Raw genomic sequence first — 24,810 nt, 5'->3', positions numbered from 1 at the left:
TCAGTTCGGCCCATGCGGGGGCCCGGGACGGGCGCGGAGTGCCCCCGCGTTGCGGTGTGGCGCGGGCTTTGTAACGCGCCGCACTGCCCGGGGCCGCTCAGCTAGGATGAAAACCATGACTTATAAGCTGATTTTGCTGCGCCACGGCCACAGCGAATGGAACGCCAAGAATCTGTTCACCGGCTGGGTGGACGTTGACCTCAACGACCAGGGCCGGGCCGAGGCGATCCGCGGCGGCGAGCTTCTCGTGGAGCACAACATCCTCCCGGACGTCCTGTACACCTCGCTGCTGAAGCGGGCCATCAACACCGCCAACATGACGCTCGACAAGGCCGACCGCGGCTGGATCCCGGTCAAGCGGGACTGGCGGCTCAACGAGCGCCACTACGGCGCCCTGCAGGGCAAGGACAAGGCGCAGACCCTGGCCGAATACGGCGAGGAGCAGTTCATGAACTGGCGCCGGTCCTACGACACCCCGCCGCCGCCCCTGGACGACAGCTCCGAGTTCTCCCAGGCGCATGATCCGCGCTATGCGGACCTCGGCGACGACCTGCCCCGCACCGAATGTCTCAAGGACGTCCTGGTCCGCCTGCTGCCCTACTGGGAATCGGACATCAAGGAAGACCTCAAGGCCGGCAAAACCGTCCTGGTGACGGCCCACGGCAACTCGCTGCGCGCCCTGGTCAAGCACCTGGACGGCATCAGCGATGAAGCCATCGCCGGACTGAACATCCCCACGGGCATCCCGCTGGTCTACGAACTGGACGAGAATTTCAAGCCGCTGAACGCGGGCGGCACCTACCTCGATCCCGAGGCCGCGGCCGAGGCGATCCAGGCGGTCGCCAACCAGGGCAAGAAGTAGCGCCCCTCCGCGCCATCACGGAACGGACGACGCCGGCCGGTCACCTCGCGAGGTGATCGGCCGGCGTCGTGGTATCTGCTTCCGGAGGAGCTGGCCGGCGGTGCTTTGTCCCGACCCGGGGAGCGCTAGCTGTGCTCGATGCTGTTCGGCTGCCAGGCGCCGGTGACCAGGTAGGTGACCTTCTGCGCCACGGACACGCCGTGGTCCGCGAAACGCTCGAAGTACCGGCTGGCGAGGGCGACGTCGACCGTCGTGGCGGGGGACTCGTGCCAGTCGCTGCGGGCGATCGCCTGGAAGACGCTCAGGTGCAGGTCGTTCACGGCGGAGTTGGCCTTCATGATGTCCCGGGCCACTTCCAGGTCCCGGGTTTCCAGCAGGACAGTGAGCTTCTGCGCGATCAGCAGGTCGTACTCGGCGAAGCTTTTGAAGGTCTCGCGCAGCTGGGAGGGCACCACGGTGGCCGGGTACCGCAGACGGGCCAGCTGGGCGAGGTGGCGGGCGAGGTCGCCCATCCGCTCCAGGGAGGCGCTCATCCGGAGGGACCCCACGATCATCCTCAGGTCGCTGGCCACGGGGCCCTGCAGGGCGAGGATATCGATGGCGCGCTCGTCCAGGCTGTTCTGCAGGAAGTCGATCCGGGCATCGGCCGCGATGACGTCCTCGGCCAGGTCGATGTCGGCGCCGTCGAAGGCCGTCGTGGCTTTGTCGATGGCTTCACTGACCAGCTGTGAGATTTCGACGAGCTGATCCCCCACTTGGGCGAGCTCTTCCTGAAAAACCTTGCGCACGTGTGCGTCCTTTCCTTGGAAATATTGCCGGCCACCACAGTGGCGGGCCCATTTCGGTTCACCTGTCGGCGCTTCAACTGTCCAGTGTTCCAGCGTCCGGTGAACTGTTACGCCCCAATAGATGAACGTTAGCTGAACCGGAGTGGGAATAGCGGGAGATTACAGTTTCCGACGCGGGGCAGAGCATAAGCTGGAGCCGTGGACCCAATGCTTATCGGCGTGATCGCCGGCCTTATCGGCCTGTCGCTTGGCGTCTTCGGCGTGCTCGCCTTCCGGGTCAGTGAGCAGCAGCGCAAGCTCGTGGACGTCGAGTTCGAGGATCCCTCTCTTCCCGAAGGCGCCGCCGAGGTGCTGGCCGCCGTCGGCCGGGCGTTTGTGGTGGTGGATGCGATCGACGGCGTCGTCCGCGCCAGCCCCGCCGCGTACGCCTACGGACTGGTGCGCGGCCATACCCTGGTCCACGAGCAGCTGCTGGAGATGACCGCGAAGGTGCGCCGCGACGGTGTCATCCTCGAACGGCTCCTCGAACTGCCGCGGGGCCCGCTGGGCCAGGGAACCATCGTGGTCCAGGTGCGGGCGGCCGTGATCGCGGAGGAATATATCCTCCTGCTGGCCGACGACCGGACCGAGGTGACCCGCACCGAGGAAGTCCGCAACGACTTCGTCGCCAACGTCTCCCACGAGCTGAAGACGCCGGTCGGCGCCATCTCGCTGCTGTCCGAGGCGCTCGAGTCCTCCGCCGATGACCCGGAAGCGGTGCGCCGCTTCGCCAGGCGCACGCACAAGGAATCCGCCCGCCTGGCGGCCCTGGTGCAGGACATCATCGAACTTTCCCGGCTGCAGGGCTCCAACGTCGCAAAACAGGGCCGGACCGTGGACATCAACACCGTCGTCACCGAAGCGGTTGACCGGTCCCAGCTGCCGGCGGAAAGCAAGAACATCGACCTCGTTGTGGGCGGCCACACGGACGCCATGGTCTACGGCGACCAGGACCAGCTCGTGACGGCGCTACGGAACCTGATCGACAACGCCATCCGCTACTCCCCGGAAAACACCCGGGTCGGCATCGGCCTCCGGGCCAAGGACGGCCTCGTGGCCGTCTCCGTCACGGACCAGGGCGAGGGGCTCAGCCCCGAGGACCAGGAACGCGTCTTCGAGCGCTTCTACCGCGTGGACGCCGCCCGGTCACGCCACACCGGCGGCACCGGCCTGGGCCTGAGCATCGTCAAGCACGTGGTCGCCAACCATGGCGGCGAGGTGACCCTTTGGTCCCAGCCCGGGCAGGGCTCCACCTTCACCATCCGGCTGCCGGAGCTGGAGGGCCAGGACCTCGACGGCGTTGCCGACGCGGGCGAACCCGCGGACCGGGCGGCCGCCCAGGCCGTGGCCAGCGGCCCGTCCCAGCACCCCAGACCAACACGACGGGACGCCGCCGGCGCCCATGAGCAAGGAGCTACCGCTTGAGCAGGATTTTGATTGTCGAGGACGAAGAGTCGTTCAGCGACCCGCTGTCCTACCTACTGGGCAAGGAAGGATTCGAGGTGGAGGTGGTGGATAACGGGATAGACGCCATCACCGAGTTCGACCGCAACGGCGCCGACCTGGTGCTGCTGGACCTGCAGCTGCCCGGCCAGTCGGGCACCGAGGTCTGCCGGCAGCTGAGGCAGCGCTCATCCGTTCCCGTCATCATGCTGACGGCCAAGGACGCGGAGATCGACAAGGTCGTCGGGCTGGAGCTCGGCGCCGATGACTACGTCACCAAGCCCTACTCCTCGCGGGAGCTGGTGGCCCGGGTCCGGGCAGTGCTGCGCCGCCAGGGCGAGCCCGAGGAGCTGGTTCCCAGCACCGTGCAGGCGGGACCGGTCCGGATGGACATCGAACGGCACGTTGTCACGGTCAGCAGCGAACAGGTGTCTCTGCCGCTGAAAGAATTCGAGCTGCTGGAAATGCTGCTGCGGAACTCCGGCCGGGTACTGACCCGCGGGCAGCTGATCGACCGCGTCTGGGGTTCGGACTATGTGGGGGACACCAAGACCCTCGATGTCCACGTCAAACGGCTCCGCAGCAAGATCGAACCCGACCCCTCGGCGCCGCGGCACCTCATCACGGTCCGCGGCCTGGGCTACAAGTTCGAGCCCTGAGCCCGGCGCCATGAGCCCGGCGGACCGTTGGCCCCGAGGGAGCGGAACGCACAGATCATGCAGAAAAGAGGGGCGCCCGGTGACCGGGCGCCCCTCCTTATCTGTTTGGCGGCTAGTGGTTCGCGCTGCTCGTCGGTGACGGGGTCGGCGTGGCCGAGCCGGTCGGCTCGCTGCCGGCCGGCAGGTACTGCTTGTAGTCGGAGATCGTTCCGTCCAGCACCGGCACCTTCGCTGTGGCCTTCTGGTTGGTGCCGTCCTCGCTGATGCTGACCTCGACGAGGGAACCCGGGATGCCGCCGGTGGTGCTCAGGATGGCCTCGTCGGTGGAGTCGTTGAGCAGCGTGTAGGAGTTCTGCTTGACCGGGATCTCGGTCTGGGACCCACCGGCACCGGCGATGGTCAGCGTCACGTCCTCGGAGGAGGAGTTGTACACGGCGCCGAGCACACGGCCGGGCTTGTCCTCACCGGCGGAGATGATCATCATGTTGCGCAGCTGAAGCGCGCCAACGTTGGCCTGCGTTCCGTCCGAGGCCGCGTACTGCGCGGCGGTCGACTGGGGGTTGATGTAGCCGCAGCCTGTTACGGACAGCAGGCCGATGCCCAGAGCAGCCGTTGCCATTGCCAGCTTGCCGCGCTGGCCCCGGTTCGTCGCAGTGAAACCCACGTCTCGCACTCCTTGAGAGTCTTGGAACATTATTCAGCCATAGCCTATCTGCAATCCGTGCCAAACGATGATTCGGGTTGTACACAATCCCGTCGATCCGGCGCCGGCCAGCCGCTGGCGGGGGAAGTCGCGCGACCTTGGCAAAGGCGGGGTCATGCACTAATATCCGCTTTCGTCAAGGGGTCTGACGGGGCCGATTAAGGCCATTTTCCCCGTATTCATGCGGTTCTTGGGTGCGTTCCATGGCAGTCGTATGCCTTAAACGTGATAAACTGGTCTGCGGGAAAGGGGAATGTCCACATGGTTTTTGAGGTCGGCGAGACAGTAGTTTACCCTCACCACGGTGCAGCGAAAATTGAAGAAATCAAGATGCGCACTGTCAAGGGCGAAGAGAAGATGTATCTCAAGCTCAAGGTGGCTCAGGGTGATCTGACCATAGAAGTTCCAGCAGAAAACGTTGACCTAGTTGGGGTCCGGGACGTAGTGGGCAAAGAAGGTCTGGAGCACGTGTTTGAAGTGCTGCGGGCCGAGTTCACTGAAGAACCCACCAACTGGTCACGTCGATACAAGGCAAACCTGGAGAAGCTTGCTTCCGGTGACGTCATCAAGGTGGCAGAGGTCGTCCGCGACCTGTGGCGCCGCGATCACGACCGGGGTCTCTCCGCAGGGGAGAAGCGCATGCTGGCCAAGGCACGCCAGATTCTGATTTCAGAACTGGCGCTGGCTGAAAAGACTGATGAAGAGAAGGCTGCAAGCGTTCTCGACGAGGTCCTGGCTTCCTAAGCAAGTCGAACAGACAAGAATTGAACCCCGGCAGCCTAACGGCTGCCGGGGTTTCTTTTCGCCTTTACGGCGTTGAGCTGTCGGCCCTGGCCGTTCACAACGCCCCGGAAGCACCAGGACTGATAGCTCAGTGGGATGCGCGCGCGGCGCCGGGACGTAGTCTTGTGCGCATGGACTCAGCACCGACCAACACGTCAGCGGCCGGCCCCGTCACCGCAGTCATCGTCGTGGCTGCCGGCTCCGGCCAGCGCCTGGGCTACGGCATGCCAAAAGCCAAGGTTCCGCTTGGGGGAGACAGCATCCTCACGCACGCCCTCAGGGGAGTCGCCGCGGCCGGGATCGCGCAGCAGATCTGCGTCGCCATCCCTCCCGGCGATACGGAACTCCACGCCCTTTGTGAGGCCTTCATAAAGGAGCTCAAGGCGGAGAACCGGCGCACGCCCGCCGCGGGCGAAGCCGTCCAGCTCCCGGTCGTGACGATTGTCGACGGCGGCGCCACGCGCGCAGCATCGGTCCGCGCCGCGCTGGCCGCGCTCCTCCCGGCCACCGAAGCCGTCCTGGTCCACGACGCCGCCCGCGCCCTGACGCCGGAAGCTGTCTTCCACCGGGTGGCGCAGGCCCTGGCGGCCGGCGCCATGGCCGTCATCCCGGTCATGCCCGTGGTGGACACGGTCAAGACGGTGGAAGCGACCACGGGCGACGGCGCCGCCATCGCCCCGGAGCTCGTCACCGGCACCGCGGCCCGGGAGACCCTCCGGGCGGTGCAGACCCCGCAGGGCTTCGAGCTCGCCACCCTCCGACGCGCCCACGAAACGGCGGCGTCCCTCGACGCCACCGAGTCGGCCGCGGTCACCGACGACGCCATGCTGGTGGAACTCCTTGGCATCCCGGTCCACGCGGTGCGCGGCGCCAGCCAATCGCTGAAGATCACCACGCCGCTGGACCTGATCATCGCCGAGGGCCTCCTCGAAGGCCCGCTGGGCGCCCGCTGGGTGGAAGGCTGAGCATGTCCGAGAACCAGAACGCCCCGCTGCCCGTCATCCCGCGGACCGGAATCGGCATCGACGTCCACGCCTACGCCCCCGAGGACGCGCCCCAGCCGCTCTGGCTCGGTGGCCTGTTCTGGGACGGGGAGCGCGGCCTGTCCGGCCACTCCGACGGCGACCCCGTCGCGCATGCAGCCGCCGACGCCCTGTTCTCCGCCTCCGGCACCGGGGACCTCGGCACGCACTTCGGCACCGACCGCCCGGAGTATGCCGGCGCGTCCGGCGTAACCCTGCTGGCCGAGGCTGCGCGGATCATCCGCGCCGCGGGCTTCGAAATCGGGAACATCGCCGTGCAGTTCGTGGCCAACAGGCCAAAGTTCGGCCCCCGCAGGGAGGAGTCCCAGCGGGTCCTGAGCGAAGCCGCGGGCGCCCCGGTCAGTGTCTCGGCCACCACGAGCGACGGCCTGGGCTTCACCGGCCGCGGCGAGGGCATTTCGGCCACGGCGACGGCCCTCGTCTACCGCACCGGCCCGGCGTCTCCGGAGTCCGTCGCCTAGGCTTGACGGAACACCCCTTCCCGCAACACCAGGAGACTCCCTGTGAAAAAGCTGCTGCCCGCCGTCGTCCTGCTGGCCGGACTCCTGCTGACCGGGTGCGCCGCGACACCGAAGATGAGCGTCCCGGAAAGCTGCGCGTTCCTCAACCAGGACACCTTCGTCCCCACCGGCAACCAGCAGCAGCAGGCGGAGCAGATCTCCAAGCATTACCAGGAGGTCGCGGACAAGGTGGCGCCCGAGGTGGCCGACCCGATCCAGAAAATGGCGGACATCATGAAGCAGGTGGCCGGTACCTCACTCGGGGCCAGAAGTGAGGAGCAGACCAAACAGCTCACGGAACAGAACAACAGGATCGGCGAGTACTGCAAGTAGGCCGGGGGAAGCGGCCGCACACCGGGGCCGGAACGCCATCGGCTAATCTGGAGCGGTGACCCTGCGCTTCTATGACACTGCATCCGCCGAAGTCCGCGACTTCGTCCCTCTGGTTCCGGGCAAAGTGAGCCTCTACTATTGCGGCGCCACGGTGCAGGGCATGCCGCACGTCGGGCACATCCGCTCCGCCATCGCCTTCGACCAGCTGACCCGCTGGCTGCAGTACCGGAACTTCCGGGTCACCGTGGTCCGCAACGTCACCGACATCGACGACAAGATCCTCGCGAAGTCCGCCGCCTCCTTCGGGCCCGACTTCGAGGACGAGCCCGGCGCCCTCCGGAATGAGGAATGGTGGGCGCTGGCCTACCGCTATGAGCAGGAATTCCTGAAGGCCTACGACACCCTGGGCGTCTCCCGCCCCACCTACGAACCGCGCGCCACGGGCCACATCCCCGAAATGCACACCCTGATCCAGCAGTTGATCGACCGCGGCCACGCCTACCCGGCCCTCGACGACTCCGGCGACGTCTACTTCGACGTCCGGTCCTGGAGCAAGTACGGCTCGCTGACGCACCAAAAGGTCGACGACATGCAGGGCGCCCCGGACGCGGACCCGCGCGGCAAGAAGGACCCCCGCGACTTCGCGCTCTGGAAGGGCCACAAGGACGGGGAGCCGACGACGGCGAGCTGGGCCTCGCCGTGGGGCGCCGGCCGTCCGGGCTGGCACCTCGAATGCTCCGCGATGGTCACCAAGTACCTCGGCACCGAGTTCGACATCCACGGCGGCGGACTGGACCTCAGGTTCCCGCACCATGAGAACGAGATGGCCCAGTCGCAGGCTGCCGGCCACGGCTTCGCCAACTTCTGGATGCACAACGGCATGGTCACCTACGCCGGCGAGAAAATGTCCAAGTCCATCGGCAACACCGTCAGCCCCGCCGAGATGCTGGAACTGGCCCCGCCGCGCGTGGTCCGCTACTACCTCGGCCAGGCCCAGTACCGTTCGGTACTGGACTACCAGCCGTCCTCGCTGCAGGAGGCCGCCGCCGCGGTGGAACGGATCGACGGTTTCATCAGCCGCGCTGCCCGGGTCCTGGCCTCGGCGGACGGGGACGCTGTCTTCGGCGGCCACGGGGCCGTTCCCGACGCTTTCGCGGCCGCGATGGACGATGACCTCAACGTCCCGCAGGCCCTGGCCGCGCTCCACGAAACCGTCCGCGCCGGCAACACCGCCCTCACCGCCGGGGATCTCGACGCCGCCCGGCAGGCCCTGCTCAGCGTCACCGACATGCTGCGTGTCCTTGGTCTCAACGACACCGCGGGTCCCGCCGTGGACGAACAGAGCACCACCGCCCTCGGCGTCCTCGTCGAAGCGCAGCTCGGGGCCCGCGCCCGGGCCCGCGCCAGCAAGGACTGGGCCGCCTCGGACGCCATCCGCGACACCCTCGCCGCTGCCGGCGTCGTCGTCGAGGACGGCCCGGACGGCGCAAACTGGAGCCTCAAGCGCGGCTGATCCGGCCCGGTTCCCGGCGCTGAGCCGGGGCCCGGCCATGCCCTGCGGTCGAGGATTTAACTCGAGTCAGTAGACTGGAGTTCAGACTTATCAACGAATCGCGTATTTAAAAGGGTGGAACTCATGGCCAACAACGGTCGCCGGTCGGTCAAACTGAAGAAGGGCCCCTCCGTCGGAACCGGCGGTCACGGCCGCAAGGCGCTTGAGGGCAAGGGGCCGACGCCCAAGGCGGAGGACCGCCCGTACCACAAGGCCCACAAGAACAAGCAGCTCGCGGAACGCTCCGCGGCCAAGCGCCCGGGCGCCCCGCGCAACCCCGGTGCCCGTTCCGGCCCCAAGGGCCGCGCCACCGAGGAAGTCGTCACCGGGCGCAACTCCGTCGTGGAGGCGCTGCGCGCCGGCATCCCGGCCAAGGCCCTGCACGTGGCGATCCGCATCGAGATGGATGACCGCGTCAAGGAGTCCCTCAAGCTGGCGGCCGAGCGCGGCATCCCGCTGCTCGAAACCGGCAAGCCCGAGCTGGACCGGATGACCGACGACGCCATCCACCAGGGCCTCGTGCTGCAGATCCCGCCGTACGAATACCAGGACGCCTACGAGCTGGCCGAAGAAACCCTCGCGAGCTGGAAGAAGGGCCACGTCGCCAACGCGCCGCTCTTCGTCGCGCTGGACGGCATCACCGATCCGCGCAACCTCGGGGCGATCATCCGCTCGGTCTCGGCCTTCAGCGGCCACGGCGTCATCGTCCCGGAGCGCCGCTCCGTCGGCGTCACCGCGTCGGCCTGGAAGACCAGCGCGGGAGCCGCCGTCCGCGTCCCCGTGGCACGTGCGGCCAACCTGAACAACACGCTGAAGGCGTTCAAGAACATGGGCATCTATGTTCTGGGGCTCGACGGCGACGGCGACGTGTCGCTGCCCGACCTCGCCCTGGCCACCGAGCCGGTCTGCATCGTCGTGGGTTCCGAGGGCAAGGGCCTCAGCCGCCTGGTTCGCGAAAACTGCGACCAGATCGTCTCCATCCCGATCGACTCCGCGATGGAGTCGCTGAACGCCTCCATGGCCGTGGGTATCTCCCTCTACGAGATCTCCCGCCAGCGCGCCGTCAAGTAACCTTCGCTGGTTGCTGGGTCCGCCGTCGCCGGGGTTTTGCCGTCGCTTAGCGGGAAGCCCCTTCCCAAACTTCGCAAGCTCAGTTCGGGTCCCTCGGGGCTTCCCTTCCTCCCGACGCTCCGCTCGGCCGCGGGCGGCCTCGCTCCGCTCTGGTCGGCGATACGCTCCATAGCAAAACCCCGGCAACGGCTCTGACGCTCCCGCACCTTTGGCTGGAAATCAGGAAACGCTCTCTCACGTCTCGTGAGGGAGCGTTTCGCTTTAAGTCGCGAAAGGCGAGGGAGCGTTGTTTCGAGCGGGCGCCGGTGTCCGCGGACGGTGACCGTCGGTTTAGAACTTGCGGCGGTTGGCGAGGACCGGAAGTTTGGCTCGGGCTTCTTTGACGACGGCGGGGTCCAGGTCTGCGAACAGCAGCCCGGGGGCGCCGTCGAGCTCTTCGAGGACTTCACCCAGCGGGGAGACGACGACGGAGTGCCCGACGCCGGTGGGCGCCGCACCCTTGGGCTCGATTCCCTGACTGGCCGGGTCGCCCTGGCCGCAGGCGAGGACCACAGTAGTGGAATCCAGGGCGCGGGCGCGGGCCAGGAGCTTCCATTGTTCGGCCTTGCCGGGGCCGGATCCCCAAGAGGCGCAGACAATGTTCACCTCGGCTCCGCGGTCTGCGTTCTCGGTGAAGAGACCCGGGAACCGGATGTCGTAGCAGGTCGCCAGGCCGAACGTCACGCCGCCGAACTCGAAGGTGACGGGCTCGGTGCCGGCGTCGACGGTCTCCGATTCCGCGAAGCCGAAGGCATCGAAGAGGTGAATCTTGTCGTAGCTGGCATCGACCCCGCCGCCGGTGACCAGGAGGGTGTTGCGCACCTTGCCGCCGTCGTCCGCTGTCCCCGGGGTGAACATCCCGGCGACGATCACGATCCCGTGTTCCGCCGCGATGCTGCGCACCCGCGATGCCCACGGACCGTCCAGCGGCTCGGCGATGTCCAGCAGCGAGTTTCCGAAGGCGCGCATGGTGGCCTCGGGGAACACCACAAGCTCTGCTCCGCCGGCTTTGGCGCGGGCCGCGTAGTCCTCCACGATGGCCAGATTTCCGGCAAGATCGCGTCCAGTAATGATTTGAGCGAGTGCAATCCGCACTATTACCTCCAGTTTCGGCGCTGGTTCAAGTATGCAACGCAGCTTTTCCGTAAACTGCACTTCGTCAGGAAATCAGAAACCGGGTCTATTTGTTCAGCCCCGCTAAACTTTAAGCAATGGTCATGACCTACGTAGACACAGCTTCCACCGTAGACGCCTCACGGGCGTTTCCGCTGGGAATCAGCGTGCCGGGCACCGGTTCGCCGGCACTGGACGATCCTCGGAGTGCCTTCGCGAATGTGGCGGTCTACGCGCCTGGCGTGTCCACCCTGGAGATCGCCTATCAGGCGCCCGGCGGCAGCTGGCAGCTCAAGACACTGCCGAACGTGACCGACTGCGTGCACCACGGCATCGTCGAAGGCATCCCGGCCGGTTCGCGCTACGGATTCCGGGCGACCCCCGATCACGAGGCGCTCCCGTTGTCCATGCCCTCGACGGATTTCGACAGCAGCGGCGAGCAGCCGTTGCTGCTGGACCCCTACGGCCGGGCCGTGGACGAGCGCGAGGATTTCATCACCAGCGTCCGGATGGACAACGACTTCGACTGGGGCAATGACCGCGGCCCCAGGACTCCGTGGCGCAACACGATCATCTACGAGGCGCACGTCCGCGGCCAGACCAAGCTGCACCCCGACGTCCCCGAGGACCTCCAGGGCACCTACGCCGGGCTGGCGCACCCGGCCATGATCGAGCACCTGATCGCCCTGGGAATCACCGCCGTGCAGCTCCTTCCGGTGCACTTCCACGTGGACGAACCGCACCTGCAGAATCTCGGGATGACAAACTACTGGGGCTACAACACGGCCGCGTTCTTCGCCCCGCACCCCGGCTATGCCACCGAGGCGGCGCAGGCAGCAGGCCCGAAAGCCGTCCAGGACGAGTTCAAAGGCATGGTCAAACTGCTGCACGCCGCCGGCCTCGAGGTCATCCTCGACGTCGTCTACAACCACACCGCCGAGGGCGGCAGGGACGGCCGGACCCTCAGCTTCCGCGGCCTGGGTGAAATGGCCTACTACCGCAACGACGGCCACGGCCGGTACGTGGACACCACCGGCTGCGGCAACTCCCTGAACTTCGGCGAACCCCGCGTGGTGCAGCTGGTGCTGGATTCGCTGCGTTACTGGGTGACCGAATTCCACATCGACGGCTTCCGCTTCGACCTTGCCGTGACGCTGGCCCGCAACGCCGCCAACGAGTTCGATCCCCGGCACCCTCTCCTGGTGGCGATCGGGGCCGACCCGGTGCTGTCCGCCACCAAGCTCATCGCCGAGCCCTGGGATATCGGCTACGGCGGCTGGCAGACCGGCCGTTTCCCGCCCGGCTGGGTGGACTGGAACGACCACTTCCGCGACGCCGTCCGCAGCTTCTGGCTCGCTGACCGCGCGGCGATCGACGCCGGCGGGCAGGGCGGCTCAGTGGCCCGGCTCGCGGACGCGCTCTCCGGCTCCGCGAGCCTGTTTGAGCCGTCCGGCCGGTCCCGGCTCGCGTCGGTCAACCTCGTCACCGCCCATGACGGGTTCACCCTGGCCGACCTCGTGTCCTACGACCGCAAACACAACGAGGCCAACGGTGAACAGAACCGGGACGGCCACGGGGACAACCGCAGCTACAACCACGGCTTCGAGGGCCCCACGGAGGACGAGGACATCCTCGCCCGGCGTGCGCAGTCCAGCCGCAACCTGATGGCGTCGCTGATGATCTCCCAGGGCGTGCCCATGATCACCGCCGGCGACGAGATCGCCCGCACCCAACAGGGCAACAACAACGCCTACTGCCAGGACAACCCCCTTGCCTGGATCGACTGGACCAGCACGCCCGAATCCCACTCGATGCTGCGCACCACCAAGCGGGTGATCCGGCTTCGCAAGGAATTCCTGGCCGGGCAGCCGCATGACTACCCGACCCGCGAAACACAGTCGTACTTCCACTGGTTCGACGAGCGCGGCGAGCCGATGGCCGGGGAGCGCTGGCAGGATCCGGGGCACCGTGTGGTGCAGCTGCTGCTCGGGTCCGACGACGGCCACGTGGACGGACTCGTCGTCGTCAACGGCGACGCCAAGGACATCAAGGTCACGCTGCCGCTGCTCAGCAATGAGGAGGGGACCGGCAACCGGCTCTTCGAGCTCCGCCTGACCACCTCCGGACTCCACGACCGGCGCCAGGGCGTCCGGGTCGCCTCCGGGGAACGGGACGTTGTGCAGGCCAACTCCATCAACATCTACCGCACGTAGCCCGACCCCCGATCCAGGCATAAGGAAAACCACGAATGAAGGTCCAGCGGCTGACGGCCCTGCTTGCCCTGCTGCTCGGATTGGCCGTGCTGGCGTTCGTGCTGGCAGGGGTCCCGGAGACCGGAACGGCCCCGCCCGGCGCCGGCACAACGAGCGCCGGCGCCGCAGGCCCGACAGCGCGGCCGGGCACCGCAGGGCCCGCTGCTCCCGCACCGGCCGCGCCGCCTGCACGGGCCAACCCGTCCGGGCTGCCGGAGGTGAAGGCCTCGGAGCTTCCCGCCGAAGCGCGCCAGACCCTCGCGCTTATCGCCCGGGGCGGCCCGTACCCCTACAGCAGGGACGACGCCACGTTCGGCAATTTCGAGCGCATTCTTCCGCGGAAATCATCCGGCTATTACAGGGAATACACGGTCCGGACCCCGGGTGAATCCGACCGCGGAGCCCGCCGGATCGTGGCCGGACAGGCCGGAGATAAGTACTACACAGCGGACCACTACAACTCGTTCAGATTCATCATCGAAGGCAAGTAAGGAACCCATGAAGATTTACTCCGCAGACACCTGGACTATCGAGGAGCTGCAGGCCCTGGTGGCGGACGCCGGACGGCACGCCGTGCTGATTCCCGCCGCCGATACCAAACGGACGGTTCTCGAAACGTTCGCGGAGACCCTGGACTTCCCGGCGGACTACGGCGTGAACCTGGACGCGCTCAATGACTCCCTGCACGACTTCGCCGACGCCGTCTCCGACGACGGCAAGTCCCCGATCACCTTCATCTGGGAGGTCCCTGCTGCCTTCCGCTCTGACCGTTCGTTCGGTGTCATCTGCGAAATCCTGCAAGACGCCGAACGCTACGCCGGCAGGAACCTGGCCGTCATCGCCGTCTGCCTGTAGTCCCGCCACAGACAACGCGCCGCATCCGGGAATCCGGGGTGCGGCGCTGTTGTCAATCCCGCAGGCGGGGGGCTCAGGCGTTGACGATCAGCCCGAGTTCCGCCTTGGACGCCAGGGCCTCGTGCTTCGGGAGCACCCGGACCGTGTAGCCGAAGGAACCGGACCGGTCGATCACCAGGGTGCCGCTGAAGAGGTGACGGCCCTTGCCGAGGTCTTCCACCGCCTTCAGCTCCGCCACCGTGACTTCGGCCAGTTCGTCGCTGTCCTCCGCCTTGCCGTAGGCGACCTCGACGGAAACATCATCCGGTGTGAGGTCGTGCAGGGCCACGTAGGCGTTGACCTGGAGGATGTCGCCGATCTGCGGGTCCTCCGACACGCCCACCGAGTCCACATGCTCCACCTGGATCTGCGGCCAGGCAGCGCGGACCCGGGAAATCCAGGCCGCGAGGGCCTTGGCCTCGGCAAAATTGTCCGCTCCGGCCCGGCGGCCGGCGACGGCGGCCGGCCGGTACAGGACGTTGACGTAATCCTTGAGCATCCGGTCCGCGGAGACTGCCGGGCCCAGGTGGGACATGGTGTGCTTGATCATCGAGACCCAGTGCGTGGGGACCGCCTGCGGGCCGGACTGCGAAGGCCCGGCAGCGCCGGCGCCGTCGGACACGGTGAGTCCGTAGAAGCGGGGGGCCACCTGCGTCTCGAGCAGCTCGTACAGGGCCGCCGCCTCGATGTCGTCGCGTTCCTCGGGGGCCGCGTCGTTGTTGGCGGTCGGAATCGCCCAGCCGTTCTCGCCGTCGTACATCTCGTCCCACCAGCCGTCCAGGACCGAGAGGTTGAGGGAGCCGTTCAGGGCCGCCTTCATGCCGGACGTGCCGCACGCCTCGAGCGGACGTAGCGGATTGTTCAGCCACACATCGCACCCCGGGAACAGGGTCCGGGCCATGGCGATGTCGTAGTTGGGCAGGAACGCGATCCGGTGCCGCACCGCCGGGTCGTCGGTGAACCGGACGAGGTCCTGGATCATCTTCTTGCCCGCGTCATCGGCCGGGTGGGACTTGCCCGCAATGACCAGCTGGATCGGGTGTGTCTTGTGCAGCAGCAGGGCCTTGAGCCGCTCGGGCTCGCGCAGCATGAGCGTGAGCCGCTTGTAGGTCGGCACACGCCGGGCGAAGCCGATGGTCAGGATGTCCGGGTCCAGCACCGAATCCGTCCACGCGAGCTCGGCGTCGGCCGCCCCGCGCTTCTTCCAGGCGGCCCGCAGGCGGCGCCGGACATCCTCCACGAGCGACACCCGCATCTCGCGGCGGAGGGCCCAGACGTCCTCGTCACTGACGTTGTAGGCGAGGTCCCAGCGGCCCTGTGCCTCCGCCTCGGCGCCGAACTGGTCACGCGCCAGCTGGGACACCCGCGGGTCCACCCAGGTGGGCACGTGCACACCGTTGGTGACCGAGGTGATGGGCACCTCGGAGTGGTCGAAGCCCGGCCACAGCGCGGAGAACATGCCGCGGGACACGACGCCGTGCAGCTTGGCCACGCCGTTGGCGCGCTGGGCCAGGCGCAGGCCCATCACGGCCATGTTGAACACGAACGGGTTGCCGTCCGTGTAGTCCTCGCGGCCCAGGTTCAGGATCTTTGCCACCGGCACGTCCGGAGCCAGCCCGGCGTCGAAGAAGTGCTGGATCTGCGAGACCTCGAAGCGGTCAATGCCGGCCGGGACCGGGGTGTGGGTGGTGAACACGGTGGAGGCGCGGCCGGCGGCCAGCGCCTCGTCCCAGCTCAACGGTTCCGCGGCGGACATCATTTCCTGGATCCGTTCGACGCCCAGGAAGCCGGCATGGCCCTCGTTGGTGTGGAACACCTCCGGGGCGGGGCTGCCGGTGAGCTTCTGGAAGGCGCGCAGGGCCTTGACCCCGCCCATGCCCAGCAGGAGCTCCTGCTGGAGCCGGTGGTCACCGCCGCCGCCGTACAGGCGGTCGGTGATGCCGCGGGCGGCATCGTCGTTGCCCGGAACGTTGGAGTCCAGCAGCAGCAGCGGGACACGCCCGACGTCGGCGCGCCAGACGTGCGCCAGCAGCCGGCGGCCGTGGGGGAGCGGCAGGGAGATCTGGATGGGCCTGCCGTTGCCGTCAGCGGAGGCCTCGCGCAGCAGGGTCAACGGCAGCCCATCCGGATCCAGGACCGGGTAGGTTTCCTGCTGCCACGCGTCGCGGGACAGCGACTGCATGAAATAGCCCGCCTGGTACAGCAGGCCGACGCCGATCAGCGGCACGCCCAGGTCCGAGGCGGCCTTCAGGTGGTCGCCGGCGAGGATGCCGAGGCCGCCGGAGTACTGCGGCAGCACTTCGGTGATGCCGAACTCGGGGGAGAAGTAGGCGATGCACGACGGTGCGTGGTCGCCGAGGCTCTGGTACCACCGGGGCTGTTCGAGGTACCGGTCGAGGTCCTCGGCAGCCGCGTGGACCCGGCGCACGACGTCCAGGTCCGCGGCAAGGCGCTGCAGCTCCTCCCGGCTGACCAGGCCGAGGAAGGACACGGGGTCGTGGTCGCTCTCGGCCCACACCTTCGGGTTCAGGCCCTCGAAAAGCTCCCGCGTCGGCCGGTGCCAGGACCACCGGAGGTTGGTGGCCAGCCGGGCCAGCGGCCGGATCGACTCGGGAAGAACGGTTCGGACGGTAAATCTGCGGATTGCCTTCACCTGCGAAACACTAACGGACAAGTTGGGGGCTCGGAACTGGTTTAAGTCTCTTTTGCATAAATGACGGTCCGCCTGCCGGGAAACGCCGGAAAAAAGTGCGCAGCCTTAGCAATCTGGCCGTTTTGTCGATAACGTCGAGGCTGTGACAACTAACTCGCGAACCAGTGCCGTGTCCAAGCAAAAGCCGAAGGCCCTGATCATGGAGGGCCTTCGCTTTGGCCGTTTTCCAATCACCGCCGTGGAGCCTGCAGTCGAAGGCGGTAAATTCCCCGCCAAGGCCGTTGTAGGGGAAACCCTGGTGGTCGGTGCCACCGCCTTCCGGGAGGGCCACGACCGGCTCGGTGTCAGCGCCGTCCTGCTCGACCCCCGCGGGAAGGAACGCCAGCGCGTCCGCCTCGCCCCGCCCCGCGGCCCGCGCGGCCTGGGCACCGACCGGTGGGAAGGGCTCCTGACCCCGTCCGGCACCGGCAACTGGTCCTTTGTCATCGAGGCCTGGCATGACAGCTACGGCACGTGGCACCACAATGCCGAGGTGAAGGTGGAAGCCGGCATCGACGTCGAGCTGATGCTCGCCGAGGGCGCCGCGCTGCTCGCCGTAGCGTCCGAGGACTCATCCCGCCCGTCCGCCGACCGGCGGACCCTGCGGATGGCCGTCGTCGGGCTCAACGACACCAGCAAGACCGCCGAGGAACGCCTCGCCGCCGGATTCGGCGCTGACGTCGCGGACATCATTGACCGCCAGCCGATCCGCGAGCAGGTCACCGTCTCCGAGCAGTACCCGCTGCTGGTGGAGCGCGAGCTCGCCGGCCGGGGCGCCTGGTACGAGTTCTTCCCTCGGTCCGAGGGCGCCGTCCGCAACCAGGAAACCGGCGAGTGGACCTCCGGCACCTTCCGCACCGCCGCCCGGCGGCTCGACGCCGTCGCGGCCATGGGCTTCGACATCATCTACATGCCGCCGATCCACCCGATCGGCATCCAGCACCGCAAGGGCCCGAACAACACCCTGCTCGCCGGACCGCACGATCCCGGCTCACCGTGGGCCATCGGGGCCAAGGAGGGGGGCCACGACGCCATCCACCCGGACCTGGGCACCTTTGAGGACTTCGATGCCTTCGTAGCGCGGGCCGGTGAGCTGGGGCTGGAAGTGGCCCTGGACCTTGCCCTGCAGGCCGCCCCGGACCACCCCTGGGTCGAAAGCCACCCCGAATGGTTCACCACCCGCGTGGACGGCAGCATTGCCTACGCAGAAAACCCGCCGAAGAAGTACCAGGACATTTTCCCGCTCAACTTCGACAACGATCCCGCGGGCCTGTCCAACGAGATCCTGCGCATTGTCTTCCTCTGGGTGAGCCACGGCGTCAAGATCTTCCGCGTCGACAACCCGCACACCAAGCCGGTGTGGTTCTGGGAATGGCTGACCGCCAAGGTCAACAAGAAGCACCCCGACGTCGTTTTCCTCGCCGAGGCCTTCACCCGCCCGGCCATGATGCACGCGCTGGGCCGCGCCGGCTTCCAGCAGTCCTACACTTACTTCACCTGGCGGAACACCAAGGAGGAGCTGGAGGAATACTTCCAGGAGGTCAGCCACGAATCACCGGCCTACTTCCGGCCGAACTTCTTCGTCAACACCCCGGACATCCTGACCGAGTTCCTGCAGTACGGCGGTCCGCCCGCGTTCAAGATCCGGGCGGCGCTGGCAGCCACCGCGAGTCCCATCTGGGGCGTCTACGCCGGCTTCGAACTCTACGAGCACGTGGCCCGGCCCGGCGCCGAGGAGTACATCGACAACGAGAAGTTTGAGTACAAGGCCCGTGACTGGGACGCGGCGGCCGAATCCGGCCGGACGCTGGCCCCGTACCTGACCCGGCTCAACTCGATCCGCCGCGCCCACCCCGCCCTGGGGGACCTGCAGAACCTGACGGTGCACGAGAGCACGGACAACGCCACCGTCGTCTACTCGAAGCACAAGACCCTCCCCGACGGCACCAAGGACACCCTGATCATCATCGTCAACGTGGATCCGCACGGCATCCGCGAGAGCACGGTGACACTGGATCTGGCGGCGCTGGCGCTCGATCCGGACGACCTCACGCACAATGGCCGGTTCATGGTGGATGATCTGTTGACCGGCGAGAGCTGGGAATGGGGGGAGTACAACTACGTTCGGCTGGACGCCCATGTCGAGCCAGCGCACATTCTTAGCATCCGGAGGCACCACCAGTGAGTTTCAGCCCCTCAAATCCCAACCAGCACTACAGCTCGAAGGGATCCTATGAGTTGAACGCGCCGGGCCTCCAGCACGATCCGCACTGGTACCGCAAAGCGGTCTTCTACGAAGTCCTGGTCCGGGGCTTTGCCGACGGAAACGGCGACGGCTCCGGCGACTTCCACGGGCTGATCGAGAAGCTGGACTACCTCCAGTGGCTCGGTGTCGACTGCCTGTGGCTCCCGCCCTTCTTCCAGTCCCCGCTCCGTGACGGCGGCTACGACATCTCGGACTACAACTCCGTGCTCGACGAGTTCGGCACCATCAGCGATTTCAAGCGGCTCGTCGCGGAAGCCCACGCCCGCGGCGTCCGCGTGATCATTGACCTCCCGCTGAACCACACCTCGGACCAGCACCCCTGGTTCCAGGAGTCCCGCAAGGATCCCGACGGACCGTTCGGAGACTTCTACGTCTGGAGCGACACGGACGAGAAGTACGAAGATGCCCGCATCATCTTCGTGGACACCGAGGAATCCAACTGGACCTTCGACCCGATCCGGCGGCAGTTCTTCTGGCACCGCTTCTTCGGCCACCAGCCGGACCTCAACTTTGAGAACCCCAAGGTCATCGACGCCCTCTTCGACGTTGTGCGGTTCTGGTTGGACCAGGGCATTGACGGTTTCCGCGCGGACGCCATCCCGTACCTCTTCGAGGAAGAGGGCACCAACTGCGAGAACCTGCCGCAGACCCACGAGTTCCTGCGCAAACTGCGCAAGATGGTCGACGAAAGCTACCCGGGCCGCGTGATCATCGCCGAGGCCAACCAGCCGCCGGCTGAAGTGGTGGAGTACTTCGGCACCGATGCGGAACCGGAATGCCACATGGCGTTCCACTTCCCGATCATGCCGCGGCTCTACTACGCGCTGCGGGACCAGAAGGCCGCACCCATCATCGAGACGATGAAGGACACCCCGAACATCCCCGAAGGCGCCCAGTGGGGCACCTTCCTGCGGAACCACGACGAGTTGACGCTGGAAATGGTCACCGCCGACGAGCGCGCGGCCATGCTCGGCTGGTACGCGCCGGACCCGCGTATGCGCGCCAACATCGGGATCCGTCGCCGGCTGGCGCCGCTGCTGGATAACTCCCGCTCGGAAATCGAGCTCATCAACGCCCTGCTGCTGTCCCTGCCAGGCAGCCCGTTCCTGTACTACGGGGACGAGATCGGCATGGGGGACAACATCTGGCTCGAGGACCGCGACGCGGTCCGCACCCCGATGCAATGGAACCCGGACCGGAACGCCGGGTTCTCCAGCGCGGACCCCGGCAAGCTGTACCTACCGGTGATCCAGTCGCTGGTCTACAACTACAGCATGGCCAACGTCGAGGCCGAGGCAGCCCACTCCGGTTCGCTGCTGCGCTGGACGCGCCAGATCCTCAGCGTCCGGAAGAACCACCCCGCCTTCGGGCTGGGCGGATTTGAGCACGTCGAGGCCGACCACGATGTGGTCCTTGCCTACCTCCGCGAACTGCCGGAAGGCAACGCGGCCGGTGAGGACGGCGAAACCATCCTGTGTGCCTTCAACCTGTCCCAGCATCCGGTGGCGACCACGCTGCGCGTGCCGAGGTTCGCGGGACGCGGCCTCCGGGACGTGTTCGGCGGCCAGGCGTTCCCGGGCATCTCCGACGACGGAACCCTGACGCTGACCCTGGGCAGCCACGACTTCTTCTGGCTGCGGATCCGTTCCGCTGCCTCCAACCCGTCATCGCCCTACACCCAGGCCATGCCGATCCTTTCTATCGAAGGCTGACATGACCCGACCCACCCTTACCCCGGCCCTGAGCGGACTGCTCGGCGGTTGGCTTCCGCGCCAGCGCTGGTTCCCCGTCAAGAGCGCCGCGTTCACCTTCGAATCCGCCGGGGGACTGCGCCTTTCCGGCGGTCCCGGCGGCGCACCACCCAGCGCCGAACTCGAGGTGCTGCTGCTGGCCGTGAGCTACCCGACACCGGACGGCTCGCGAACCAACGTCGTGCAGGTCCCGCTCAGCATCCGCCGCGCGCCCCTGCCGGGGGCGGACTCGGCGCTGATCGGGCAGCTATCCGACCCCGCCCCCGACGGTGCGGCGGACGACGCCGCCGCTCCCGGCGCCCTGTGGGTTTACGACGGCGTCCACGACGCCGAGTTCATCGCGGCGTGGCTGGAACTCATGCGCCACGGCGGCACCACCCCGGCCGGGAACGCCACCGGCCACCTCGTGGAGTCCGGCTACGTCCTGCCCCGCGCCACCGGCATGGTCAAGGTCCTCACCGGCGAGCAGTCCAACACTTCGGTGATCGTCGACGACGGCGAGTCGGCCGCGATCCTGAAGTTCTTCCGTGTGCTCTCCGAGGGCCAGAACCCGGAGGTGGAAATCGGCGCCGCCCTGACCGCAGAGCGCACCGTCGAGGTACCGGCCACTCTCGGCTGGGTGACCGGGGAGTGGTCAGAGGCACCCGCCGACGCGCCGGACGCCAGCCCCGCGCAAGGCGAACTGGCCGTGGCACACGAATTCCTCGCCGGCGGGGTGGATGCCTGGCGGCTCGCCGTCACCGCGGCGAGCGGCGGCCGGGATTTCACCCCCGAGGCCCACGCCCTGGGCGCCGCGACTGCCACGGTGCACCGCCGCCTGGCGCATGCCCTGGGCGTCGCGTCCGAATCCGTCCCGGGCAGCGACATCGCGCCCGGCGTAGCCCAGCGGGTGCGGCAGTCCTGGGCGCAGGCCGGGACCGCCGTCGGCCCTTACGGTGAGGCGCTGAACCGGCTCCTGGAGCGCCTCGAGGGCAGCAGTGCCGGGACCCTGCAGCGGATCCACGGTGACCTCCACCTGGGCCAGATCCTGCAGGTTCCGGGCGGCGCCGGGAAGGCGCCGCGCTGGGCCATCCTCGATTTCGAGGGGGAACCCCTTCGGCCGATCTCGGAACGCAATTTCCCGGACGTCCCGCTGCGCGACGTCGTCGGAATGCTGCGGTCCTTTGACTACGCAGCCGGTGCGGCCGTCCGCGAGCACCCGGAGGCGGACGTCCCGGAAAGCTGGGTGGACGACTGCGCCGAGGCATTCCTGGCCGGGTACGCCGAAGTCATCCCCGGCGGCATCGACCGCGATTCCCCGCTCTTCGTCGCGCTGTGGCTCGACAAAGCCCTTTACGAAGTCATCTACGAACTACGCAACAGGCCCGACTGGCTCTCCATTCCGGTCCACGCATCACGTCGTCTCCTCGGTAGTACAGGCTCCGGCGTTCCCGCCGAAGCCGCAGCGGAAGGTATCAAAATGACAGGTTCAGCACATATCGATCGTCCCGGAAGTCCACTGCCCGTGGATGCGGACACCCTGGCGAGGGTCGCCTCCGGGGAACACCACGCGCCGCACTCGGTCCTGGGCGCACACCTCGATGACCACGGCCATGTCACCATCCGCACGGTCAAGCACCTCGCCGAAGCCGTCTCCGTTGTGACCGCGACCGGCACCTTCCCGATGACGCACGAGTCCGGCGGCGTGTGGGTCGCCGTGCTGGAGCCGCTGGAAACCGGCCACGTGCCCGACTACCGCCTGGAAGTCAGCTACGAGGGCCAGGCGCCGGAGCCCACGGACGACCCGTACCGGTACCTGCCCACCATTGGTGAACTCGACCTGCACCTGATCGGCGAAGGCCGCCACGAGCGCCTCTGGGATGTGCTCGGCGCGCACGTTCAGCACTACAAGTCCGCCATGGGCGACGTCGACGGCGTGTCCTTCGCCGTGTGGGCGCCGAACGCCCAGGCAGTCCGCGTCAAGGGCGATTTCAACGGCTGGGACGGCCGTCAGCACTCGATGCGGTCCCTCGGCTCCTCCGGCGTCTGGGAAGTCTTTATCCCCGGCGTTCTAGCAGGGGCGTGCTACAAATTCGAGATCCGGACTAAAGACGGTTACTGGGTGGAGAAGGCGGATCCGATGGCCTTTGGCACCGAGGTCCCGCCGCTGACGGCATCGCGTGTTGTGGAGCCTTCCTACGCGTTCAAGGATGCAGAGTGGATGGATGCCCGCGCCGCCCGGGATCCGCACAACTCGCCGATGAGCGTTTACGAAGTGCACCTTGGCTCCTGGAAGATCGGGCTCAGCTACCGGGAGCTGGCCAAGGAGCTGGTCGAATACGTCAAGTGGCAAGGCTTCTCGCATGTGGAGCTCATGCCGGTGGCGGAGCACCCCTTCGGCGGATCCTGGGGTTACCAGGTCACGTCTTACTTCGCCCCGACATCGCGCTTCGGCCACCCCGACGAATTCCGGTACCTCGTGGATGAACTCCACCAGGCCGGCATCGGTGTGCTGCTGGACTGGGTGCCGGCGCACTTCCCCAAGGACGAGTGGGCGCTGGCCCGGTTCGATGGCGAAGCGCTGTACGAGCACTCCGACCCCAACCTGGGCGAGCACCCGGACTGGGGAACGCTCATCTTTGACTTCGGACGCAGCGAAGTGCGCAACTTCCTGGTCGCGAACGCGCTCTACTGGCTCGACGAATTCCACATCGACGGCCTGCGCGTGGATGCCGTGGCGTCGATGCTCTACCTCGATTACTCCCGCGAGGACGGGCAGTGGCAGCCGAACCGCTTCGGCGGACGGGAAAACCTCGAGGCCATCTCGTTCCTGCAGGAAGTCAACGCCACGGTCTACAAGACGCACCCCGGTGCGGTCATGATCGCCGAGGAATCCACCGCCTTCCCCGGTGTCACGGCGCCCACGAGCCATGGCGGCCTGGGCTTCGGGATCAAGTGGAACATGGGCTGGATGCATGACTCGCTCAAGTACGTGGCCGAGGACCCGTTCAACCGCCGGTGGCACCACGGGACGATCACCTTCTCCATGGTCTACGCCTACACGGAAAACTTCCTGCTGCCGATCAGCCATGACGAGGTTGTGCACGGCAAGGGTTCGATGCTGCGGAAGATGCCGGGGGACCGCTGGCAGCAGCTGGCGAACCTGCGTGCCTTCCTGGGCTACCAGTGGGCCCACCCGGGCAAGAAGCTGATCTTCATGGGCACCGAATTCGGCCAGGAAGCCGAATGGTCCGAGCAGCACGGCCTGGACTGGTGGCTGGCGGAAATTCCTGCCCACCGCGGGATACAGCTCCTGACGAAGGATCTCAACGAGTTGTACAGCGCCACCCCGGCGCTCTACGAGCGGGACAACGACCCCGCCGGCTTCCAGTGGATCAACGGCGGGGACTCCAATCGCAACGTCCTGACCTTCATCCGCCGGGATGCCGCGGGTAACCCGCTCGTGTGCGCCTTCAACTTCTCGGGGGCCCCGCACGTGGACTTCCACCTGGGGGTCCCCTTGGAGGGGCAGTGGCAGGAAGTGCTGAACACCGACGCCGCCGCGTACGGCGGCTCCGGTGTCCTGAACGAGGGCACACTCACCGCCCCGGACCTGGCCATCGACGGCCAGCCGGCCACCCTGATTGTCACGCTGCCCCCGCTGGGTGCCGCGTACTTCAAGCCGGTGGGCTGACGCCGGGCTGCCGCCCCCGTAACGGTCCGGCCCCAGCATCGTCGAAGAGCCCGGAATCCCCGCGATTCCGGGCTTTTTGATGCCCTGCCGCAGCCCCCTTGGGTGGCCCTTTGTCAGCGGGGCAAAGTGGTGGTAGAGTTTATTTCCGCGCTGCTCCCCGGAGTTGAACGGCCACCACGACCCAGATGCCTCACGGCAAGGCTGAGTCGGGACGCCGATTTGACAAGGGTGAAGCGGCCCGGTAAGTTAGTGAAGTTGCTCCGGAGCGATCCATGGCCTTGTGGTTGTGGTGGTGCCGGGTGTGTCTGTTGTTTGAGAACTCAATAGTGTGCCAAGTTTGTTGATACCAATTTA

General features: G+C 67.2%; 19 protein-coding genes. 15 read left to right on the top strand and 4 right to left on the bottom strand.

The features are described from left to right. The first annotated feature begins 115 nt into the window (after positions 1–115). Complete coding sequence (locus ACZYZ5_RS17670) at positions 116–862, top strand: phosphoglyceromutase (RefSeq protein ID WP_463903489.1); 747 nt, start codon at positions 116–118, stop codon at positions 860–862. Between the two features lie 125 nt (positions 863–987). On the opposite strand, the gene phoU is transcribed toward ACZYZ5_RS17670, so the two are convergent. Continuing rightward, the gene (gene phoU, locus ACZYZ5_RS17665; protein ID WP_463903487.1) at positions 988–1,650 is read right to left on the bottom strand and encodes a phosphate signaling complex protein PhoU; all 663 of its coding nucleotides are present in this window, start codon (positions 1,648–1,650) and stop codon (positions 988–990) included. 207 nt (positions 1,651–1,857) lie between these two features. On the opposite strand from phoU, the gene ACZYZ5_RS17660 reads away from it, so the two are divergent. Beyond that, the gene (locus ACZYZ5_RS17660; RefSeq protein WP_463903534.1) at positions 1,858–3,114 is read left to right on the top strand and encodes a sensor histidine kinase; all 1,257 of its coding nucleotides are present in this window, start codon (positions 1,858–1,860) and stop codon (positions 3,112–3,114) included. After that, positions 3,111–3,791: a response regulator gene (locus tag ACZYZ5_RS17655; RefSeq protein ID WP_463903486.1), complete on the top strand. Its 681-nt coding sequence runs from the start codon at positions 3,111–3,113 to the stop codon at positions 3,789–3,791. The genes ACZYZ5_RS17660 and ACZYZ5_RS17655 overlap by 4 nt, the downstream gene beginning before the upstream one ends. Positions 3,792–3,903: 112 nt before the next feature. On the opposite strand, the gene ACZYZ5_RS17650 is transcribed toward ACZYZ5_RS17655, so the two are convergent. Beyond that, the gene (locus tag ACZYZ5_RS17650) at positions 3,904–4,455 is read right to left on the bottom strand and encodes a hypothetical protein (protein ID WP_463903484.1); all 552 of its coding nucleotides are present in this window, start codon (positions 4,453–4,455) and stop codon (positions 3,904–3,906) included. Between the two features lie 300 nt (positions 4,456–4,755). Here ACZYZ5_RS17650 and ACZYZ5_RS17645 point away from each other — a divergent pair, with 300 nt between their 5' ends. The 6 genes from ACZYZ5_RS17645 to rlmB all read left to right on the top strand — a co-directional run bounded on the left by ACZYZ5_RS17645 (position 4,756) and on the right by rlmB (position 9,776). Beyond that, positions 4,756–5,238 carry a CarD family transcriptional regulator gene (locus ACZYZ5_RS17645; RefSeq protein WP_024367191.1) on the top strand — a complete coding sequence of 161 codons (483 nt, stop codon included), beginning with the start codon at positions 4,756–4,758 and terminating at the stop codon, positions 5,236–5,238. A 170-nt stretch (positions 5,239–5,408) separates the two neighbouring features. Continuing rightward, positions 5,409–6,242, top strand: a complete 834-nt coding sequence (ispD, locus tag ACZYZ5_RS17640; RefSeq protein ID WP_463903482.1) for a 2-C-methyl-D-erythritol 4-phosphate cytidylyltransferase — start codon at positions 5,409–5,411, stop codon at positions 6,240–6,242. A gap of 2 nt (positions 6,243–6,244) precedes the next feature. Continuing rightward, complete coding sequence (gene ispF, locus ACZYZ5_RS17635) at positions 6,245–6,781, top strand: 2-C-methyl-D-erythritol 2,4-cyclodiphosphate synthase (protein WP_463903480.1); 537 nt, start codon at positions 6,245–6,247, stop codon at positions 6,779–6,781. Positions 6,782–6,823: 42 nt separating this feature from the next. Then, complete coding sequence (locus ACZYZ5_RS17630; RefSeq protein WP_463903478.1) at positions 6,824–7,153, top strand: hypothetical protein; 330 nt, start codon at positions 6,824–6,826, stop codon at positions 7,151–7,153. Between the two features lie 55 nt (positions 7,154–7,208). Then, positions 7,209–8,666 (top strand): cysteine--tRNA ligase, encoded by a 1,458-nt coding sequence (gene cysS / locus ACZYZ5_RS17625; RefSeq protein WP_463903477.1) that lies wholly within the window; start codon positions 7,209–7,211, stop codon positions 8,664–8,666. 123 nt (positions 8,667–8,789) lie between these two features. Next, the gene (rlmB, locus tag ACZYZ5_RS17620; RefSeq protein WP_463903475.1) at positions 8,790–9,776 is read left to right on the top strand and encodes a 23S rRNA (guanosine(2251)-2'-O)-methyltransferase RlmB; all 987 of its coding nucleotides are present in this window, start codon (positions 8,790–8,792) and stop codon (positions 9,774–9,776) included. A gap of 330 nt (positions 9,777–10,106) precedes the next feature. Here the strand turns inward: rlmB and ACZYZ5_RS17615 are convergent, their stop codons facing one another. Next, positions 10,107–10,910: a carbon-nitrogen hydrolase family protein gene (locus tag ACZYZ5_RS17615; protein WP_463903473.1), complete on the bottom strand. Its 804-nt coding sequence runs from the start codon at positions 10,908–10,910 to the stop codon at positions 10,107–10,109. 116 nt (positions 10,911–11,026) lie between these two features. On the opposite strand from ACZYZ5_RS17615, the gene glgX reads away from it, so the two are divergent. Genes glgX through ACZYZ5_RS17600 form a run of 3 tightly spaced genes read left to right on the top strand, consistent with a single transcriptional unit; the run spans position 11,027 to position 14,035 of the window. Further along, a complete protein-coding gene (gene glgX, locus ACZYZ5_RS17610) occupies positions 11,027–13,141 on the top strand; it encodes a glycogen debranching protein GlgX (RefSeq protein WP_463903472.1) in 2,115 nt (704 codons plus the stop codon). A 35-nt stretch (positions 13,142–13,176) separates the two neighbouring features. After that, positions 13,177–13,671 (top strand): guanyl-specific ribonuclease, encoded by a 495-nt coding sequence (locus ACZYZ5_RS17605; protein ID WP_463903470.1) that lies wholly within the window; start codon positions 13,177–13,179, stop codon positions 13,669–13,671. A gap of 7 nt (positions 13,672–13,678) precedes the next feature. After that, positions 13,679–14,035, top strand: coding sequence for a barstar family protein (locus ACZYZ5_RS17600; RefSeq protein WP_463903469.1), 357 nt, complete (start codon positions 13,679–13,681; stop codon positions 14,033–14,035). A 73-nt stretch (positions 14,036–14,108) separates the two neighbouring features. Here the strand turns inward: ACZYZ5_RS17600 and glgP are convergent, their stop codons facing one another. Next, a complete protein-coding gene (glgP, locus tag ACZYZ5_RS17595; RefSeq protein WP_463903468.1) occupies positions 14,109–16,727 on the bottom strand; it encodes an alpha-glucan family phosphorylase in 2,619 nt (872 codons plus the stop codon). Positions 16,728–16,926: 199 nt separating this feature from the next. Here glgP and ACZYZ5_RS17590 point away from each other — a divergent pair, with 199 nt between their 5' ends. The 3 genes from ACZYZ5_RS17590 to ACZYZ5_RS17580 are packed head-to-tail and all read left to right on the top strand — an operon-like array spanning position 16,927 to position 24,456. Beyond that, complete coding sequence (locus ACZYZ5_RS17590) at positions 16,927–18,951, top strand: alpha-1,4-glucan--maltose-1-phosphate maltosyltransferase (RefSeq protein WP_463903533.1); 2,025 nt, start codon at positions 16,927–16,929, stop codon at positions 18,949–18,951. After that, a complete protein-coding gene (gene treS / locus ACZYZ5_RS17585; protein WP_463903466.1) occupies positions 18,948–20,744 on the top strand; it encodes a maltose alpha-D-glucosyltransferase in 1,797 nt (598 codons plus the stop codon). The genes ACZYZ5_RS17590 and treS overlap by 4 nt, the downstream gene beginning before the upstream one ends. A gap of 1 nt (position 20,745) precedes the next feature. Further along, a complete protein-coding gene (locus tag ACZYZ5_RS17580) occupies positions 20,746–24,456 on the top strand; it encodes a 1,4-alpha-glucan branching enzyme (protein ID WP_463903464.1) in 3,711 nt (1,236 codons plus the stop codon). The last annotated feature ends 354 nt before the right edge of the window (positions 24,457–24,810 follow it).

The sequence above is a fragment of the Pseudarthrobacter ribosi genome (genome assembly GCF_055412865.1).
The sequence above is the reverse complement of the archived record's forward strand: the minus strand, read 5'-3'. Positions and strand labels throughout refer to the sequence as shown.